Here is a 17266-nt window from a genome sequence, read left to right as displayed (position 1 = left end):
ACTATCGGCTAAATCGGCCGACGCGTGCGCCGTGTGCGCTGTCGGTCAATTCAAACTGCGTTCTAAGCGGAAGACGCCGGCGACGCGCACGTTGCGCGGTCTTGCGCACACATCGCAGGCACGGTCCGTCCCTTTTGAGGTTCTACGCCGGAACTCCGGAAATTTCCATCAATTCCGGCCCCTCTACGAGCGCGTCCAGGTCGATTTTGTTGTTGCTTTGAAAGGTGTAATGGCCGTTCAGCAGAATTTGCCGCCAGGCCGCCGACGATATATGCGTGAGCCGCGCCAGTGCCGCGATGGTGCCGCCGGCTTTCGATTTAGTCAGTAGCCGCCACGGAATGCCCGAGTTGTAGAAGATGATCGAGTTGGCCATCATGCAACCCACGCGATTGCGAAGGGCGTCGAGCTGAGCGCCGTGTGAGATCCCTGCGTCACGCATCGATTTTGACCACGTCGATTTACTTGCATACCGACGATGTAAAGCGGGCCCGGCAACTCGGATAGGCATTGACCGATTGGGTCCCTTATATCCATAAATCCCCCGGAACTTCGCGACCCTTATATCTCACACTTATGATGGCGATTCGCGCGCCTTGATCGGGAGGCCAGCGGCTGGGCCGTCCCTTACCGAACTTATCCCGCAACTGGAGTTGGATCGTCAGGCGGCCCGAAGGCGGCGGCCGGCATCAGATGGCCCGGTCGTCGGATCGCACCGGAGGTCGCGTGCCTTGCCGAACGGGCGTGCGGTGGCCATCGGTGGATACGGCTGCAGCACTGCTGTATTCATCGGTAGCTGTTTGGGAAAAGCGCCGCCGGATGCGAGCAGCCGGCACCGGTCCTCAGGTCTCTGCCCAATTGTGTGTCACGGCATGCTTGGGCTTCCCCCTATTCACACGTCTTTGCCCGGGATTTTCAGTCTCCGGCTCGTCGTCTTCCGTGATCGTGAATCATCACTAAACCATCCGTTCATCTCCCATGCACGTCGATACTTTCGAAATGCTCGTGGTGGCGCCTCCCGTTCTTCTGTTTGGCCAGCGGCTGGTCGCGCGTGCGGGTTGCTGCGGGCCTAACGATCCCCGAACCTGTCGTCTTCGGGCTCGTCGTCGCGCTCGCGCCGGCTGAATTGCGCGGAGAAGCAGTCTGGAGGTGCGCTTCGACACATCGATGCAAACCCCGCTGATGCTTGCGCTCTTTACCCTGATCGCCCTGAATGCGAAGCTTTCGAGCCTCAAAATCCGGTAGGCCAATGCTGCTGTGCTTCCTGCTCGTGGTGCTCGAGCCTGCGCATTCGGCAGGACGCACTCGGCATTGAACTGGCGAAGGCGTTGGTGTCAGCGGGCGTCGTTACCGAGCCAGCTCGGGGGCGGCGTAATCGGGCCACCTGAGGGGCGCAATGAGGCATGGCCGGAAATCCAGCCCCAGTGCGACTCGCAAACCGATTCGGGCAACTCACGAAACCAGCAATCAGTTGAATGCCATCCGCCTTATTGCGATAGAACTCGTCGATATACGTTATCTTGACGTTGCAGCACGCCGCGATCGACAAGATATCGCCTCAGCCGGGCGTAATCGGTTGTGAACAACTGACAGATTTTGGATATCTCCGATTCGGTGTATTGGGTATCCGGGGCGAAAGCCGTCGCGATCTTTTCGATGGTGAGATCCGATTCCAGCTGTCTATCGCTCAAATCGTCAACGCTACGACGCTGCCGATCGGCAATCTCTTCCCACACGGCGTCGACATCCGAAAATCCACTCTCATCTCGCTGAATAAGGCCGATGCTCAGCAACCGGGTCACGATTTTGCTGACAGCCTTCGTATCGATGCCGGCTTTCTCCACGATGTCGGCAATGCTACTGGCGCCGAGGGCGATCGCAGCATAAACGGAGCGTGTTTCGCGCGACGTCATCGCGGCAATAATGGCGTCTTTGCGAAGACGCTGGCTCAACGCCTCCTCGCCAATCGGCAAATAGCTGCTACGAATTGGAATTTCCCCCAATTCGACAAGCTCTGACTGCAGCGGCTGAGAACGGAGCGCGCGTTCATTTTGTTGACGCTTCCGGACGATACCCAACCCACTCTGGCGGTATTTGTGCAACTCCGGCAGTGTTACCAGCTCGAATGAATCGTCCAGCCTGCGAAACAGCTCTTCCCAGATCGGCGTTCTGACTCGGCGAACGCGTTGTGCGCCCTCCATGCTGACGGTGGTCAACATGGTTGGCTCGTGCAGGCACAGGTATCCACCAGGGGCGATGTGTTCCCAGAGCGCTGCGACGAAGCGAACATCGTCGGCCGGCGTGCCCGCATCGATCCACGCGATGTCTATCGCTCCCCATGAAGCGATGGTGGCGTCGTCGAGTGCGTAGAAGTTGCTTTTGACGAACGTAACGAGGCTCCTGTCGACATCGTGATCCTTCAATGCATCCCATGCTTCTTCGGCCGACGAACCTTCGGCCGTGAAGTCGTCAATGGTGATCAGCCTGGGCTGATAGATATCGGGAATTCCAGTCGGGTCCAGAAGTGCGCTGCGCTCCTGCCATGTCGAGGCATCCAGTAAATCTTTGTCGTGTTGCCAATCCTGCCGCGTCTGCTGGAGCGCCTTCGCGATGAAAATCGTGCTGTCGCCGGCACCTATCTCGACCACCGTTGCGGGGCGGGTCATGCGGATGAGCGCCGAGATCAGACTGGCGCTGTTCTCGGTGCCCATTCCGGGCCTAATCATGTGCATGGGCGTTCCCTCCAGAAATCAATCGCAACATGCCGGCTTCCGCAAAGTGGATGATGTTCGGGTGCAGTGATTTCGGTATCTCGTTCAAAAGCTTGCCCAGGGAGAAGATATCTCGAGAAGCTTCGCTCAATCGAATGGTTCGACCATTGAGCTGATTGATGGCTACGCGTCCGATCCCGGGGGCGTCGGCAACGATGCAGGTGGGTTCGATCATATAGCGGACCGGAGGAGATGCCGGGAACTCCTGGTCAGTCTCGATGAACCCATGTCGATATAGTGCGACCAATAGCGTGGCCGCTTCATGCACTGCGCCATTGATTTCCATGCTCGGCAGCGCGCCCACTGTTGTCCCTTCCGCGAGCGCGTGAATGTCTTCATGGCGAAACCCTCCAAACGCCTGCGCACTTGCAACCACGACAAGCGATGATCGAATCCCCCGCGCACCGACAAGCCGAGGCGTATTGCGAGTAATGCGCACTGACTTGGACCATCTGACCGAGCGGTCCGGAGCCAGGCATTCAGGACAGGTTGCGAGCGGGTTTCGCAATTCCGGCGGCATCGACTTGCTGAGCGTGTAGCTGCCATTTCCGTCAGCCTGGTCGCCCTGGAGATATTCGGCGAGCTGCCAGGCATATCCCCCCGTACCCTGATAGAAGTTGGGTCGAATCGGATCTGTTCTCATGGTGGTTCAAGCCGATTTCAGTATGACAATTGCCGTTGCCATGCCCACGGCCGTCCCGTCCTGCACTTCGGATGCGATCACTTTTTCGACCGTGAGGCCGCTGGCCTCCGCGATGGGGACGAGTGTCGACGGCGTCCACATCCGGTCTCGAAGATCGCATACGACTCCTTCGATATTCCCGTTTTCATTCCGTCCCGATTGCGCGAAGACCGATCGATGCATGATCAGCTTGTCGCTGTCGTATTTGTAGGCCCACCAGATGAGCGCGGCTTCCCCGTTGCTGCGCCGAAACGGCACCACTGTGCATCGTTTGTCCATGAACGAAAGACGCTCGGGCGTTCCGTCACCGAATACGGCGACCATGATCCTCGATCCGGCGTCGCGCAACCGTGCCTTCGCGCTGCGCAACAGCACTTCGAGCTTATCGTCGTCCAGAATGAAATTGACGGTCGCATCGCCAAACGTCACGACGTCGAAGCGTCGTTGTGTGATCAGCGTCGGCAGATCAAATATGTCGCCCTGGAGCGCGTGAACGTGGCTGTGATTGATGGACGCATTGAAGCGATCGATGGCGACCGGAGAGATGTCGATGCCAAAGCTCTCCTTCAGCGAGAATTTTTCGGCGAGGTGCAGGAGCAGCCGGCCATCGCCGCAGCCTAGATCGAGAATATTGTATCCATCCCGGACAATGGATTCCGCGGCGGAAAAATCCCATGTCGCACGGACGGTCGTCAATTCGTATTCGTCGAATAACGGCTCGTCGAAATAGTAATGGCTGACTCTGAGATCCGCTATGCCCGATGTCACGATGCGATCCAAAGGGGCTTGCAGTTTGATTGATTTCGTATCGTTTGGCTTCGATCCGAAGCGCCCTATACCATCCATCACTACGCTCCTTTTGTAACCATGCTTGGTCGGTTTTTGACATTCCACGCGAAGCCGCATGCGCCGATGATCGCCGTTGCGATTCCAACAGCCACGAGAGCCGTGCTCACGTGTGCCGTGCTGATCATGCCGGCGCTCAGGAAGCCGAGAAATACCGAAGTCTGGATGCAAAATATATAGGCCGGCATTAGGTTGACACGCCGCTGCGGATCAATCGCCTTCATCATGAAACTTGCCGTGAGCGTGTTCTGGATGCCGTTTGCCGATCCGATCAGAAACGTGGCGCACATGATGATCCATGCCGCGTCGCTCAATGCGAGCCATAAAATGCCGAAGCCGATAATACTGGCGGCAATCGAGGCGCCGGCGGCATCGCCGAATCTCGCCAACATCCCGGAAAAAACCACGGGACCGACGATCAGCCCCACACTCAACGCGCTGATAACGAATCCGTAGATCTCGGCACTGAACTGCAGCTCGGTGCGAATTCGAAATATCAACAGCACATTGAGCGTGGATGTCAGCACGACCGTCATCAACAACGGGGCGACCGCACGGATCACGCCGGCTGTGCGAAAGAGATCAGGCAGGTCGAGTCGCCCCTTCTGCTTTTCCTGCGTGGGCGCCCGATCCGATTTTTGACTGGAAGAATCCAGCATCTTGAAACACAGCGCGGTGACAGGCGCGGCGACCAACACCAACAGTGCCAGCAGCAGCAGCCCCCGCGAACGCTGGGCCATGCCGTACAGCAGCCCGCCGAGAGCCGGGCCGCCCACGTAACCCATGTTCCGCACCGATTGCGTAATCCGGTTGACGCGATCGATGTGCCGCTCGTTGTTTGTGTAGCTTGGAATGGCGACCATGATTGCCGCCCACTGAAGGGACCCCGTGGACCCGAGCGCCATTGACACGACGACGTAGCTCCAGAATTGATTGGCCAAGGACGCGGCCGCGATCAGAACCGACTGAAGAAGAAATACCGCGGGAATCGTTTTGCGAGGCCCGATCCGCCGGAGGATCATGGGTGCGATTGGGCCGGAAAGAATGCCTCCGATGAGACCGGCGGCGAGCAATATCGATACCGAGGAAGTGTTGTCGGCCAGTCTCAGGGCAAAGGTCACTTGCGCTGCTTCGTCGGCGAAGCTGCCAAACGACAGGGAGATACAAATAAAAACGAGCGCCCATCGACCTCGGATGCCCATCAAAGCGCTCCCCACCGCGCCAGCGATGCGGCGACACTCAGGAGATCGTCATTAAGCAGCCTGTCTTTCCCGCTCGATAAATCCAAAATGTTCACTTGCTGACCGGCGGACAGGCAATTCAGAAAGTCATGCAATGCGTGGCTGTATCTGAAGCTGCCGCAGTGACCGTTGGCCGCGACCAGGACCTCCCCCTCCTGCAATATTGGCATCCAGTGCAGGGTGCTGACGGCGTTGAGGGCGATGACATCGTCCAGTTCTTCGACTTCGACGATTGGACGGCCGACATTCAGGCGGCTGCTGGTGTCCGAGATGAGTTGAGAAATCATCATGCGTCTTTTCAGAGACGCGCCGTCAAGCAAGGCCTTCAGGGATGAAAGCAGAAGCTCATCATCAGGGTTCAGGCTCGCGATGCCTGAGGAGCGCACATCATGGCGGGTACGATTGGGCGCCCGCAGCAGGCCCTTCACGTAGTTCGCGTTTTGCTGAGAATCGTTGCCGGTTTCCCAAAAAGCGATATTCACGTTAACTGAAACGTCGGATTTTGTTTCGGCAACGTGAAGCCAGTCCTCAGGAAAATAGGTTACTCGATTCGTCTTGTTCTCAAGCGGAATGCCTTCTGACTTGAATGATTCATAGTCTGGAAATCGCACGCCAACGAGATCCGAGCGGGTTCCGGGCCAGGTAAACATCGTTTTCCCATCGCGCAAGGTGAACCCGAAATTGTGCGCATGATCCACATGGATTCCGATATAGGTGGATGAATATCGCCCGATAAAGCAGTCAATATCGACGCGGCCGCCAGGCCGATAGCCTATTGACAGGGCGAGTTGGTCGGAAAAGGCTTTTGCGACATCCCAGATGATGGGGCTTGCCGCATGCAGCCCGTAGTACATGACCGTCCATTCGTCGTCGCCGGCAAGACACCCGATTCTCGATACATAATCCTCGAGCGTGTTATCGGTGGGAAGCACAAGGAAATCGGAGCGCGGCTCCGACGTGCGCTTTCCGTTGAAAGCGGTTATGACTTCCGACTGAGCGTTGCGCGATCGAATGTCGTTCGCGCACACCGCATATTCCTTGAGCGCACCCAGCACATCTCTATCATTGAATGGGATATGCGATATGGCCAGCTCCGTCGCTTGCTTACCCCATAATTCTTTCACAAATTGCGGCGACAACAATGCGACCATATTCGACTCTCCGTTCAGAGAAGCATGGACAAGTGAGCAAGAGGCCAAGGCCCCTTGCTCAAGAGGCGGATTCAGCAATGCATGAGCATTACCGCGCCGTTCAGACAGCCTCGGCGACAGCCATTACTTCTTCATCGTTACGCTGCGCATACTTGACATTGGCCACAACCGGCTCTACCTCGACGTCATTGCGCTGTGCGTATTTCACATTCGCTACAACCGGCGCTACCTCGGCGTCGTTACGCTGCGCGTATTTGACGTTGGCTACGATCGGCTCGACCTCGCCAGCGGTCAATTCATGAATTCTCGTTATGTTTTCCAAGGAAATCGCCATATTGATGCTCCTTTTTAACGAAACTGAATTTAGGGCAGGTGACGCGTGCTTCCTCGTTTTTCAATTGAGAGGCTACACGCAGCTTCACATTGCATTATATGTAATCGGTGTGTCAAGCATTTGTAATGCCGATAAATCAGTGGATGCTCTAGGAATGTGCTGCATAAATCGCTTCCCCAGTGTCGCGGTTCATTGAAATCAATGCTTTACGCAAACCTCACTAAGAAATTTCCGATATATGCGGAGTTTCATTTGGGTGATCGAGAATCGGACGTTTCCGTACTACAAGGGCTTCCCTGTCGAGTCGCCACATGGGTCGGACGCAAATACATTCCGCGTGGTATCGCGTAAGACAGTGGCCAAAGCCCTGCGGCTTGCCGGCCAGTGCGGCTCCAGAATTGCGCCTCACTCGGCCTCGCCGTTATCGAAGAAGCGGTACGCCACCGTCGTCTTGCCCCAGCCCGACACGCCTGAGGCACGCCAGCCGTCGGCTTGGCCGCCGATCGTTCCGTCAATGTCCTCGCTCGCTTGTTCAGGCGCGCTTCACCAGGAGCGAGGTCAGCAAATTTGGTTTCTGCTTTCAGGGCCAAGACGTTCACGCAACAAGCGGGAGTAAACGCAGCGTGCCGAAAGTTTACGGGCCCCGGTTTATCTCATTGTCCGACGACGGTTTGTTCCGGCCTGCGGGGTGCGGTTGGCAGACTTGCGTATAAGGTAAGGCGATGGGTCGGAGTCCAAGCGGACGCAGCAAACTCTTGGCTGCTCGTCACGTCAAGCAACGAGCTGATTGATGTTCACAATGTGGAACGACGCATTTTTCTGGGATTCCGGCGTTGAACCTGCTTTGGGTGTCACATCGCGCTTTGTGATACCCGTCGTGCATAAAACAGTACCTTGCATTGACCGATACCGGCTGCTATAGTCCGCCCATGTTCACGGCGCGCCGCATAACGGACCGCGGCAGAACATAACAGGGTACCTTGCAACGCACACTACGCCGGCGGAATGGAATGAAGACCCAGTTGAAGAAAGGCACGCTCGACATGTGCGTGCTCGCCGTGCTGGCGCGGCGCGACAGCTACGCGTACGAGCTCGTGTCGACCCTCGCCGAAACGATGGAGATCAGCGAAGGCACGATCTATCCGCTGATGCGGCGCTTGCAGGCCGAGGCGTGGGTCACGACCTACCTCGTCGAATCGACGTCGGGGCCGCCGCGCAAGTACTACTCGATCACCGACGCCGGGCGCGCGAGCCTGCGGCAGATGGAGGACGAGTGGCGAAGTTTCGTCGACGAAGTCAACGGTGTGCTGGCGCTGCACCGCACGCCGGCGCACGGAGAGGAGCGGCAATGAAGCAGGACGCATTCATCCAGCGGTTGCGGCAGGCGCTCGACAGCCTGCCGAAGCGGGAAGTCGACGAGATCGTCGCCGATTACCGCGAATACATCGGCGACGCGCTCGCGGCCGGGCGCGCGGAGGAAGACGTGATCGCCGCGCTCGGCGATCCGGAGAAACTCGCCCGAGAGCTGAAGGCGCAGGCGAACTTCCGGCAATGGGAGGAGCGGCGCTCGTTCGGCAATCTGATGCGCGTCGTCGGCTCGATCGCCGGGCTCGGGCTGCTGCACGTGATCCTGCTCGTGCCGTTCCTGCTGTACATGCTCGTGCTGACGACGGGCTACGTGTTCTTCGGCGCGCTGACGGTGGCGGGCCTCGTCACGCTCGTCGCGTTCGGCAGCCATTACGTGTTCGGCACGCCTGTGCCGGGCGTGCTGCCGTTCGGCGGCGGCGCGGGGCAGGCCGACGTCGCGGGCGCCGCGGCCGGCAAGGGCGCGCCGGGCGGCAAGCAGGCGCAAGGCGGCAAGATCGAGAAGGATGCGCAAAGCGCGAGCGCCGCGGCCGCCGATGCGCTGAACGACGCGAAGGAGCTGCGCGTCGACGGCGAGCGCTACGTGCTCGACCTGCACGACGGCAGCCGCGTGTCGATCGTCACGCGCAAGGGCGTGATAGACGCGCGCAAGCAGGACGGCAAGCTGTCGATCGACGCGATGGGCGACGGCGCGCGCGAGCTGCTCGCGGCGGGCAAGGACGACACGCTCAGCATCGCGCGCGCCGACGTGATCGCGCTCGATCTGAAGAGCGCGAGCGGCGATCAGATGACGGTCGCGAACACGGGGGCGTCGGCGCCGGGCCTGAACGTTCCGGGCATCGCGGGCGGCAACGTGCAGATGACGCCGGACGGCCACGGCGGCATGCACCTGTCGGTGACGAACGGCGAGAACTCGGTGTCGATCGTCGGCGGCCGGATCACGGTCGACAACGGCAAGCAGCACGTCAGCGTCGCCGCGCCGACGGGATTCGCGCTCGGCGGCATCGCGTTCGGCTACGGGCTCGCGATGCTGCCGGTCGGGATCGTCGGGCTGCTCGTGTGCATCTGGCTCACGCGGGTCACATGGCGCGCGCTCGTGCGATACGTGCGGCGGCGGATCGATGCGGTGTCGGCGAAGCTCGAGCGGGAGCGGGTGAGCTGAGGCTCGGCGATTCGGTCAGGCCGTGGCTGTGGAAATGACAAGGGCGTTCGGCCGGGTTTCGAGCGCCCTTTTTTGTCCCCTGAAGAAATCGGTGCTCGGAGACTTCGAGCGGTTGTGAAAAAGTGCCGCTTGCAGGGATGCTCGCCGGCTGTGCGGCGATGGGCGTTCGACGGATTCGGGATGATCGCCGCTTCGCATAAGCGCTCGGCGGCGGCGCATCTTTTTCTGTGCCGTCGGACATATGGATTACCGTCTGTTTTTTTGTATTTTGTTTGTATACATATGTAGTAATAGTCAATAAAGGCTGTGGTCTTCTGTGGATAAGCGCCAAGATGCCTTTCGCATCAATGCCCTGTCGATCGGCCAACCATCTGTACAGGCAATGAATTGTCGCGCACCGTGAAGAACAACTTTTGGGGTGCACAGTCCGAGTGGTGGTTTATCCCTAAATTGTCCACTGGTTGCGGGCAGGCTTTCTCGTTCGGATTGAAGCTGTTCTGTGTGCTGCATCGAATGCGGTGGCGTCTGGCCCATCGCTCACTTGCATTGCAGAAAAACGCGACGGTTCGATAGCTCGGATCGTGACGCGGCATCTGCTCCGTCGCATCGACGGCGGGAGAACGTGAGCGAGCAAGACGGCGAGCGTGGCGAGCGGTACCGGCTTGATGAACGCCGCAACTCGGTCGTCCGACGTCGAACGACGTGCGAGAGCCCGCGATGCCGGAGCCGGGACACCGCGCCGTGTAATGAGCGGCATCAGGAACGAGCCGCCGCCGGCGCCGTGCCGTACTTTATTACCACGACGCGCCGCCGGGCCCGCAAGTTTCATCCCACGGCGGACGCTCGTCATCCGACGCGGGGCCGAAGCTCGAAAAACTCAGGCCGCCGGCGGCTTTCCGCTGACGGCCTTCATCACCTGCCAATACGACGGCGGCCGCGCGACGCAGCCGCGCTCGCGCAGCATCCGGTGCATCTTCGGCAGCCGGAAGTACGGCACCGACGCCATCAGGTGATGCTCGACGTGGTAGTTCACGCGAATCGGCGCGACGGTCGCGCGCGCGAGCCAGCCGGCGTGCGTCGTGCGCGTGTTGCGCAGCGGATCGTCGCCCGTTTCGAGGCACGCATGCTCGGCCATCGAACGGATGCGGATGAACAGCGGAAACGGCGTCACGTACGCGAGCACCCACACGCCGTACAGCCACGGATGGCCGCTCGCCCACAGCGCGCCGAGCAGGATGCCGTTCGTGATCAGCATGCCGGCCGCGGCGCGGAAGAACGCGAGCGGATAGTCCCGCCAGCGGCGGCCTGCCTGCGGCACGCGCCGGATGTCGTTCGTCAGCGACCACTCGAGCACGCCCGCGTCCATCAGCGCGCGGCCGATCAGGAACTTGACGCCCGTCACGCCGGAAACGTCGCGCAGAAACTTGCGCGCGAGCGACGCGCGCGTCGTCGGCAGGCCCGCGACGAGCGACAGATCCGGATCGGCGCTCGACGACGTCGTCGCGTGGTGAGTCAGGTGATACGGGCGGTACTTGCGCAGCTCGTTCCAGATCGGGCGCGCGCACAGCCAGTCGACGAGCACATCGTTCGCCCAGCGCGTGCGAAACAGCGTGCCGTGCGCGGCGTCGTGCTGGAGGATGCCGAGACAGAGCTGGCGTCCGGCGAGAATCGTCATGCCGACCGCGAGCGCCAGCGCGAAGCCCCACGGCGGGAAATGCGCGCGCGCGTAGGCGAGGCCCGCGAACGAGAGCGCGATCACCGCCCACGTCGAGCCGACCGCCCATGCGCCGCGCCGGTTCGAGCGTGCGGTCAGCGAACGGATCTCGTCGCGGGTGAAGAGGTCGCGGATGCGGATTCTGTCGGTCATGTCGATGTCTCCCCCAATGCGTCGCGCTAGTGCAGATGGCCGGCCACGGCGGCGCGCGCCGCGCCCGGCGCGGACGGATGCTCGCTGTCGAGGAGCGCGCGCCAGACCCGGTGGCCGGCCGCGACGTAGCGCCGCGCGCATTCGATGAACGCGGCGCGCGCGGCGACGTCGACGAACGGCTCGGGCAGCAGCGGATCGAACACGACTTGCCGGATCGCCTTGCCGCCGAGCAGGAACGCCTCGCGCGCGGCGACGTCGAGATCGAGCTCCGGTGCGCGCGCGAGCCAGTCTTCGAGCTGCGCGCCGAGCGTGCGATATGTATCCGACAGCGCCTCGCCGTCCCACAGCGCGCGGATGCGCGCTTCCTGCTCGGCGTCGAAGCCCATTGCGACGAACACCGCCGCCGACGGCTCGACGCCGAGCTTCGTCAGCCGCCGGCGCACGGCGTCGACGTTGCCTTCGACGTTGTCCGGGCGCATGTACAGGCTCTTGTCCCATTCGCGGAAGCCGAGCATCTCGAGCGCGCGCTCGCGGCGCGCGAGCGCGGTGCGATCGACGCGTCCGAGCGAGATGCACGACACCATCAGATACGCGCCGCTCCAGCGGCGCAGCCGCGATTCGACGGTGCGCCACGCGGTCAGCTCCTCGGAGAGCTCGACGGCCGACGGCCCGAGCCGGTAGCTGCCGCGCTCGGCGCCTTCGACGAGCGATTCGGCCGCGAGCCGCGCGAGCGCGACGCGCACGCTGTTCTCGGTGAGGCCGAACAGCCGGCACGCGATGATCGCTTCGCGCACCTGCAGCGGCTCGCCGTCCTTCGCGACCAGCAAATCGAGGATCAGATGTTTCGCGGTGGGTTGCGTCATGGGGAGATTTCTTGGTCGGAAAGCGAAAGGTGATTACTTAGAATTCATTTATATAGATTTTCTTGTAATGTTTCAAGTGAATTGACGAGGGAGGCGGCGGCGAACGAGGGGGGGCGGCATCGCAGTCGCGTTTGTCTTCGCCACGATGCCGGAGTCGGCCTGAGCCTTGTGGGGCGGGAAAGAGCGGCGATCGTGCAGTGCGGAATGAATGGCGAGCCGACGCCGTTCACACGCCGCGACGCTGCGGCGAAAGGTGAGGCGTTCGCGGGTGAAGGTGAGAACGGCGCCGGGCGGCGTGCCGTTGCGTACCGAGCCGCGCGCTCGCTATCCGATCGTACGGACGGCGGGAAAAGGCCGACAAAAGGGAGGACGAAAGGCAGACAAAAGGAGGATAAAAGGCGGACTAACGGCAGGCGAACGATGCCGCGGCGAGCTCTCGCGTCGCCGGCTGCGTGCGACGCGGCGTGTCGATTCGACGGCAAAGCGCAACGGCTCGGCGGCAGGCGATGGGCGTGCCGATCCGTCTTGAGCCGTAAGCGGGCGAGCGTTGCCCACCGCGCGGGAGCGGGCGACGAACGCGGCCGGCGCGCGTCTGCGCGTTCGAACCCGCGGCGATGCCGGCGTGCCGCCGCGCGTCTTGCACATTCAGCGCGTTGGGACGCCGCATCGCGTGCCCCGCCGGTCTTTCGGCTTCTTTCGGCTTGTTTGGCGCTCTCATTGTTCGAGTCGGCCCCTTTTTAGCCTCTTTTCAGCTCCTTTGGTTCTTTGGGTCCTTTTGCCCCTTTTGCCTCTTCCTGCAGCGCGCCCGCTGCCCGACTCCCGATCTCAGTCGCCCGCGTTCGTCCCGCCCGCCCCCGAAACCGCGCCCGCACCGCCGCCCGCCGCCGCCGCCCGCCGCGCATCCGGCCGATGCCGATGCCGATACTGAATCGGGCTGCACCCATGCCCGGCCAGGAACGCATGGCTCAGCGCGCTCGCGCTCGCGAAGCCGCATTCGTCGGCGATGTGATCGAGCGTCATCCGGCTCGTGCGCAGCAGGAACGCGGCGAGCTCGACGCGCAGCACGGCGACGTAGCGCCGCAGCGTCAACCCGGTCGCGGCTGCGAAGCGGCGCGACAGCGTGCGCTCGCTCATCGCCGCGCGCACGGCGAGCTCGGCGAGCGTCGGCGGATGCGCGAGCGCGCGCTCGACGATATCCTGCACCGCGAGCACCGGCCCGTCGCCGTGCCGCTTGTATTGCGCGGCCCACACGGCCATGTGCTCGTACGACGGCAGCGACTGCGTGAGCGCGACCCGCAGCAGCCGCTGCGACACGCCCGCGCCGAAGCAGTAGTCGATCACGTACGCGCAAGCGTCGACAGCCGGATTGATCCCGCTCACGGTGATGAGCCGCCCGTCGACGATGAGCGGCGCCGACGGCATGTAGCGCACCGCCGGAAAATGCCGCGCGAACAGCGTGCGCTCGCTCGGCAGTCCGGTCGCGCCGCGCCCGTCGAGCAGGCCGGCCTTCGCGATCAGCGGCGCCGCGTTGAGCCCGACGACGAGCGCGCCCGCCGCGTAGCGGCGCTTGAGCCAGTCGATGAAGACGCGCTCTACCGCGTCGATCTGCTCGTCCGGCATGAACTGCGCGGGAACGATCACGACTTCGTGCGCGTCGGGCTCGCGCAGCGCGCCCGTCGCCGGCACGTCGATGCCGCCGATCGTCCGCACCGGCCGGCCGTCGTGCGACAGGATCGCGATGTCGAACAGCCGGCTGTTGACGACGTCGAGGCTGCGCGCCCTCATCGTGCCGGCGAGCAGCAGCATTTCCTGCGTGAGGAAAACGTAGCCGCCCAACAGCCGCGGCGGCAGAAGGATCGCGACACCGGGCCGGCCAGCGCCGCGCAGCTGTTTTTTCATGTCAAGAAAATGGCGTTTCGAATCAACGCAGATTGTCGCGGACTTGCTCAAATACCGCAAACAGCAGGCGCCGACGCCGGCCGCCGAGCGATTCCCTCATTGGAGACGCCATGATTCCACGCACCATCTTCGCCGAAGAGCACGAGCAGTTCCGCGAGTCCGTCCGCCGATTCATCGAGTCTGAAGTGATGCCGCACCACGAGCGCTGGGAAGATCAGGGCTACGTCGACCGCGACGTGTGGACGAAGGCGGCCAAGGCCGGCTACCACTGCGCGAGCATGCCGGAGGCATACGGCGGCGCGGGCGCGGACATCCGCTACAGCGTGGTGCTGTTCGAGGAGATCGCGCGCGCGGGCGCGTCGGGGCTCGGCTTCGGGCTGCATTCGGAGATCGTCGCGCCGTACATCCTCCATTACGGCAGCGACGCGCTGAAGGCGCGCTATCTGCCGAAGCTCGCGAGCGCCGAGATGATCGGCGCGATCGCGATGACCGAGCCCGGCGCGGGCTCCGACCTGCAAGGCGTGCGCACGAGCGCGGTGCGCGAAGGCGACCACTACGTGCTCAACGGCTCGAAGATCTTCATCACGAACGGCTGGCACGCGGACGTCGTGATCGTCGTCGCGCGCACGACGCCCGAAGGCGGCTCGAAGGGCACGAGCCTGTTCGTCGTCGACACGGGCATGCCGGGCTTCAGCAAGGGCAAGCGGCTGAAGAAGGTCGGCATGAAGGCGCAGGACACGTCCGAGCTGTTTTTCGACGGCGTGCGCGTGCCGGCCGGCAACCTGCTCGGCGAAGAGAACCGCGGCTTCGTCTACCTGATGCAGGAGCTGCCGTGGGAGCGGCTGCAGATCGCGATCAGCGCGATCGCAGCGGCTGAGGCGGCGCTTGCGTGGACGCTCGACTACACGCGCGAGCGGCGCGCGTTCGGCCGCGCGGTGATCGACTTCCAGACGAGCCGCCAAGCGCTCGCCGAGCTCAAGAGCGAGATCCAGATCGGGCGCGTGTTCGTCGACAAGTGCATCGAGCTGCAACTCGCGGGCAAGCTTGATGCGGCGACGGCGTCGATGGCGAAGTACTGGACGACCGAGCTGCAATTCAAGGTGATCGACCGCTGCGTGCAGCTGCACGGCGGCTACGGCTACATGTGGGAATACCCGATCGCGCGCGCGTGGGCCGATTCGCGCGTGCAGCAGATTTACGGCGGCACCAATGAAATCATGAAGGAGCTGATCGCGCGCACGCTGTGACGTGCGCGGCCGGCGTGCGCAGGCCGCGCGGCCCGGCACAGCCGCGCGTCGCGGTGCGGGCGGGGCGGTGCTTCGGCTTCTCGGTCGGCGCATTGGACGATGAGGGCGCGTGGGGTGCTGAGGCGCTGGGGCACTGGAGGCGCTTGGGGCGTGCCGGACGTTCGGCACGCATCCGCAGCGTCGATCGTGTCGGACAAGCGATCGAACGGAGTTCGGCACGGCGCGGCGGCGGGCAGCGGTTCGGCCGGTTTTCCGCGCGGCATGAGCATTGGTTTGTCGAACGGTTCGCCGGACGGCTCGCCAAGCGTCAGGCCGCATGACTCGCCGGCGTTCGCCGAGGAATTGCCGAATGGCTCGCCGAGCCGCTCGAGGTCGGTTTGTTTGTCGAAGAGCCGATCCGCCCGCCCGAACGCCGGCTTGGCTGCCCGACCGCCCGACCGCCCGACCAAAACCGTCGGCCCGCAAGACCCGATCGGCGAGATCAGCAAGACCCGACGAGAACGACTCGGCCGGCAGTGCGACGCGACCGCCCCGGCCGCCTCGACCGCCGTCCGAATGCAGCTCTGACCGGCCGTCCTGACAGGCCGTCCTGACAGGCCGTCCCTATCAACCCAAGGAACGATCGATGGAAGCCTACATCTTCGACGCCGTGCGCACGCCGCGCGGCAAAGGCAAGAAGGACGGCAGCCTGCACGGCGTCACGCCGCTGCGGCTCGCCGACACCGCGTTGCGCGCGATTCGCGACCGCAACGCACTCGACACGAGCCTCGTCGACGACGTCGTGCTCGGCTGCGTCGAGCCCGTCGGCGAGCAGGGCGCGTGCATCGGCCGCATCGCCGTGCTCGCGGCCGGCTACGCGCAGACGACGGCCGGCGTGCAGATCAACCGCTTCTGCGCGTCGGGCCTCGAAGCGTGCAACATGGCCGCCGCGCAGGTGATGTCCGGCCAGTCGGACATGGCGATCGGCGGCGGCGTCGAGAGCATGTCGCGCGTGCCGATGGGCTCGAGCGGCGGCGCGTGGCCGGTCGATCCGGCGATCGCGATTCCGAGCTACTTCGTGCCGCAGGGCGTGTCGGCGGACACGATCGCGACGAAGTGGGGCTACAGCCGCGCCGACGTCGACGCATACGCGGTCGAAAGCCACCGCCGCGCGCATGCGGCGACGCAGGCCGGCTGGTTCGCGCGCTCGATCGTGCCGGTGCGCGACGACAACGGCCTGACGATTCTCGATCGAGACGAGACGATCCGCCCGCAGACGACGCTCGACACGCTCGCGGCGCTCAAGCCGTCGTTCGCCGAACTGGGCGAGATGTACGGCTTCGACGCGGTGATCCGCCAGCGCTATCCGGAGCTCGAGCGCATCGAGCACGTGCATCACGCGGGCAACAGCTCGGGGATCGTCGACGGCGCGGCGGCCGTGCTGATCGGCACGCTGGAGGCGGGCAAGCGCGCGGGCCTCGCGCCGCGCGCGCGGATTCGCTCGTTCGCGAGCATCGGCTCGGAGCCGTCGATCATGCTGACGGGGCCGAGCTACGCGGCCGAGAAGGCGCTCAAGCGCGCCGGCATGCGCGCGGCCGACATCGATTTGTACGAGCTGAACGAAGCGTTCGCGTCGGTCGTGCTGCGCTTCATGGACGTGATGGCGATTTCGCACGACAGGATCAACGTGAACGGCGGTGCGATCGCGATGGGCCATCCGCTCGGCGCGACGGGCGCGATGATCCTCGGCACGCTGCTCGACGAGCTCGAGCGGCGCGGCGCGGCCACGGGCCTCGCGACACTGTGCGTGGGCGCCGGCATGGGCACGGCGACCATCATCGAACGGATTTGACGGGGGACCA

At 63.0% G+C, this 17266-nt stretch carries 14 protein-coding genes and 2 pseudogenes; 6 read left to right on the top strand and 10 right to left on the bottom strand.

Going from position 1 to position 17266, the window contains the following annotated elements:
- Positions 1–142: 142 nt before the first annotated feature.
- Positions 143–376, bottom strand: a pseudogene (locus tag WT60_RS00170) (hypothetical protein); the annotation flags it as partial.
- On the opposite strand from WT60_RS00170, the pseudogene WT60_RS34990 reads away from it, so the two are divergent.
- Positions 374–504 (top strand): annotated as a pseudogene (locus WT60_RS34990) (site-specific integrase); the annotation flags it as partial. The pseudogenes WT60_RS00170 and WT60_RS34990 sit on opposite strands and share 3 nt — an antisense overlap.
- Positions 505–1484: 980 nt before the next feature.
- On the opposite strand, the gene WT60_RS00155 reads toward WT60_RS34990, so the two are convergent.
- From WT60_RS00155 to WT60_RS00130, 6 genes are all read right to left on the bottom strand, one after another.
- Positions 1485–2708 (bottom strand): DUF2087 domain-containing protein, encoded by a 1224-nt coding sequence (locus tag WT60_RS00155; RefSeq protein WP_082717619.1) that lies wholly within the window; start codon positions 2706–2708, stop codon positions 1485–1487.
- A 7-nt stretch (positions 2709–2715) separates the two neighbouring features.
- Positions 2716–3411: a hypothetical protein gene (locus WT60_RS34985; protein WP_226377175.1), complete on the bottom strand. Its 696-nt coding sequence runs from the start codon at positions 3409–3411 to the stop codon at positions 2716–2718.
- A gap of 6 nt (positions 3412–3417) precedes the next feature.
- On the bottom strand, positions 3418–4296 hold the full coding sequence (locus WT60_RS00145; RefSeq protein ID WP_231752892.1) for a class I SAM-dependent methyltransferase: 879 nt from the start codon (positions 4294–4296) through the stop codon (positions 3418–3420).
- 2 nt (positions 4297–4298) lie between these two features.
- On the bottom strand, positions 4299–5498 hold the full coding sequence (locus WT60_RS00140) for an MFS transporter (protein WP_060356245.1): 1200 nt from the start codon (positions 5496–5498) through the stop codon (positions 4299–4301).
- Positions 5498–6688, bottom strand: a complete 1191-nt coding sequence (locus tag WT60_RS00135) for a hypothetical protein (RefSeq protein WP_038749960.1) — start codon at positions 6686–6688, stop codon at positions 5498–5500. Before WT60_RS00135 ends, WT60_RS00140 begins: the two co-directional genes overlap by 1 nt.
- 100 nt (positions 6689–6788) lie before the next feature.
- A complete protein-coding gene (locus tag WT60_RS00130) occupies positions 6789–7022 on the bottom strand; it encodes a hypothetical protein (RefSeq protein ID WP_038749958.1) in 234 nt (77 codons plus the stop codon).
- Between the two features lie 1010 nt (positions 7023–8032).
- Here WT60_RS00130 and WT60_RS00125 point away from each other — a divergent pair.
- The gene (locus tag WT60_RS00125) at positions 8033–8374 is read left to right on the top strand and encodes a PadR family transcriptional regulator (RefSeq protein WP_038749955.1); all 342 of its coding nucleotides are present in this window, start codon (positions 8033–8035) and stop codon (positions 8372–8374) included.
- Positions 8371–9549 carry a DUF1700 domain-containing protein gene (locus WT60_RS00120; protein WP_038749953.1) on the top strand — a complete coding sequence of 393 codons (1179 nt, stop codon included), beginning with the start codon at positions 8371–8373 and terminating at the stop codon, positions 9547–9549. The genes WT60_RS00125 and WT60_RS00120 overlap by 4 nt, the downstream gene beginning before the upstream one ends.
- 877 nt (positions 9550–10426) lie before the next feature.
- Here the strand turns inward: WT60_RS00120 and WT60_RS00115 are convergent.
- The 3 genes from WT60_RS00115 to WT60_RS00105 form a co-directional block, all read right to left on the bottom strand.
- Positions 10427–11416, bottom strand: a complete 990-nt coding sequence (locus WT60_RS00115) for a fatty acid desaturase family protein (protein ID WP_060356244.1) — start codon at positions 11414–11416, stop codon at positions 10427–10429.
- A gap of 26 nt (positions 11417–11442) precedes the next feature.
- Positions 11443–12279, bottom strand: a complete 837-nt coding sequence (locus WT60_RS00110; protein ID WP_038749948.1) for a PaaX family transcriptional regulator C-terminal domain-containing protein — start codon at positions 12277–12279, stop codon at positions 11443–11445.
- 825 nt (positions 12280–13104) lie between these two features.
- Entirely contained in the window at positions 13105–14178 is a 1074-nt protein-coding gene (locus tag WT60_RS00105; protein ID WP_038749945.1) for a helix-turn-helix domain-containing protein, read from the bottom strand.
- A 110-nt stretch (positions 14179–14288) separates the two neighbouring features.
- On the opposite strand from WT60_RS00105, the gene WT60_RS00100 reads away from it, so the two are divergent.
- The 3 genes from WT60_RS00100 to WT60_RS00095 all read left to right on the top strand — a co-directional run bounded on the left by WT60_RS00100 (position 14289) and on the right by WT60_RS00095 (position 17256).
- The gene (locus WT60_RS00100) at positions 14289–15425 is read left to right on the top strand and encodes an acyl-CoA dehydrogenase family protein (RefSeq protein ID WP_060356243.1); all 1137 of its coding nucleotides are present in this window, start codon (positions 14289–14291) and stop codon (positions 15423–15425) included.
- Between the two features lie 186 nt (positions 15426–15611).
- Positions 15612–15992, top strand: coding sequence for a hypothetical protein (locus WT60_RS33300; RefSeq protein WP_145986699.1), 381 nt, complete (start codon positions 15612–15614; stop codon positions 15990–15992).
- A gap of 58 nt (positions 15993–16050) precedes the next feature.
- On the top strand, positions 16051–17256 hold the full coding sequence (locus WT60_RS00095; RefSeq protein ID WP_059577818.1) for an acetyl-CoA C-acetyltransferase: 1206 nt from the start codon (positions 16051–16053) through the stop codon (positions 17254–17256).
- Positions 17257–17266 lie beyond the last annotated feature (10 nt).

The sequence above is a fragment of the Burkholderia sp. MSMB617WGS genome, from assembly GCF_001532025.2.
GTDB classification, from domain to species: domain Bacteria; phylum Pseudomonadota; class Gammaproteobacteria; order Burkholderiales; family Burkholderiaceae; genus Burkholderia; species Burkholderia savannae.
Note: the sequence above shows the minus strand (reverse complement) of the source record. Positions and strands in the feature narration are given on the sequence as shown.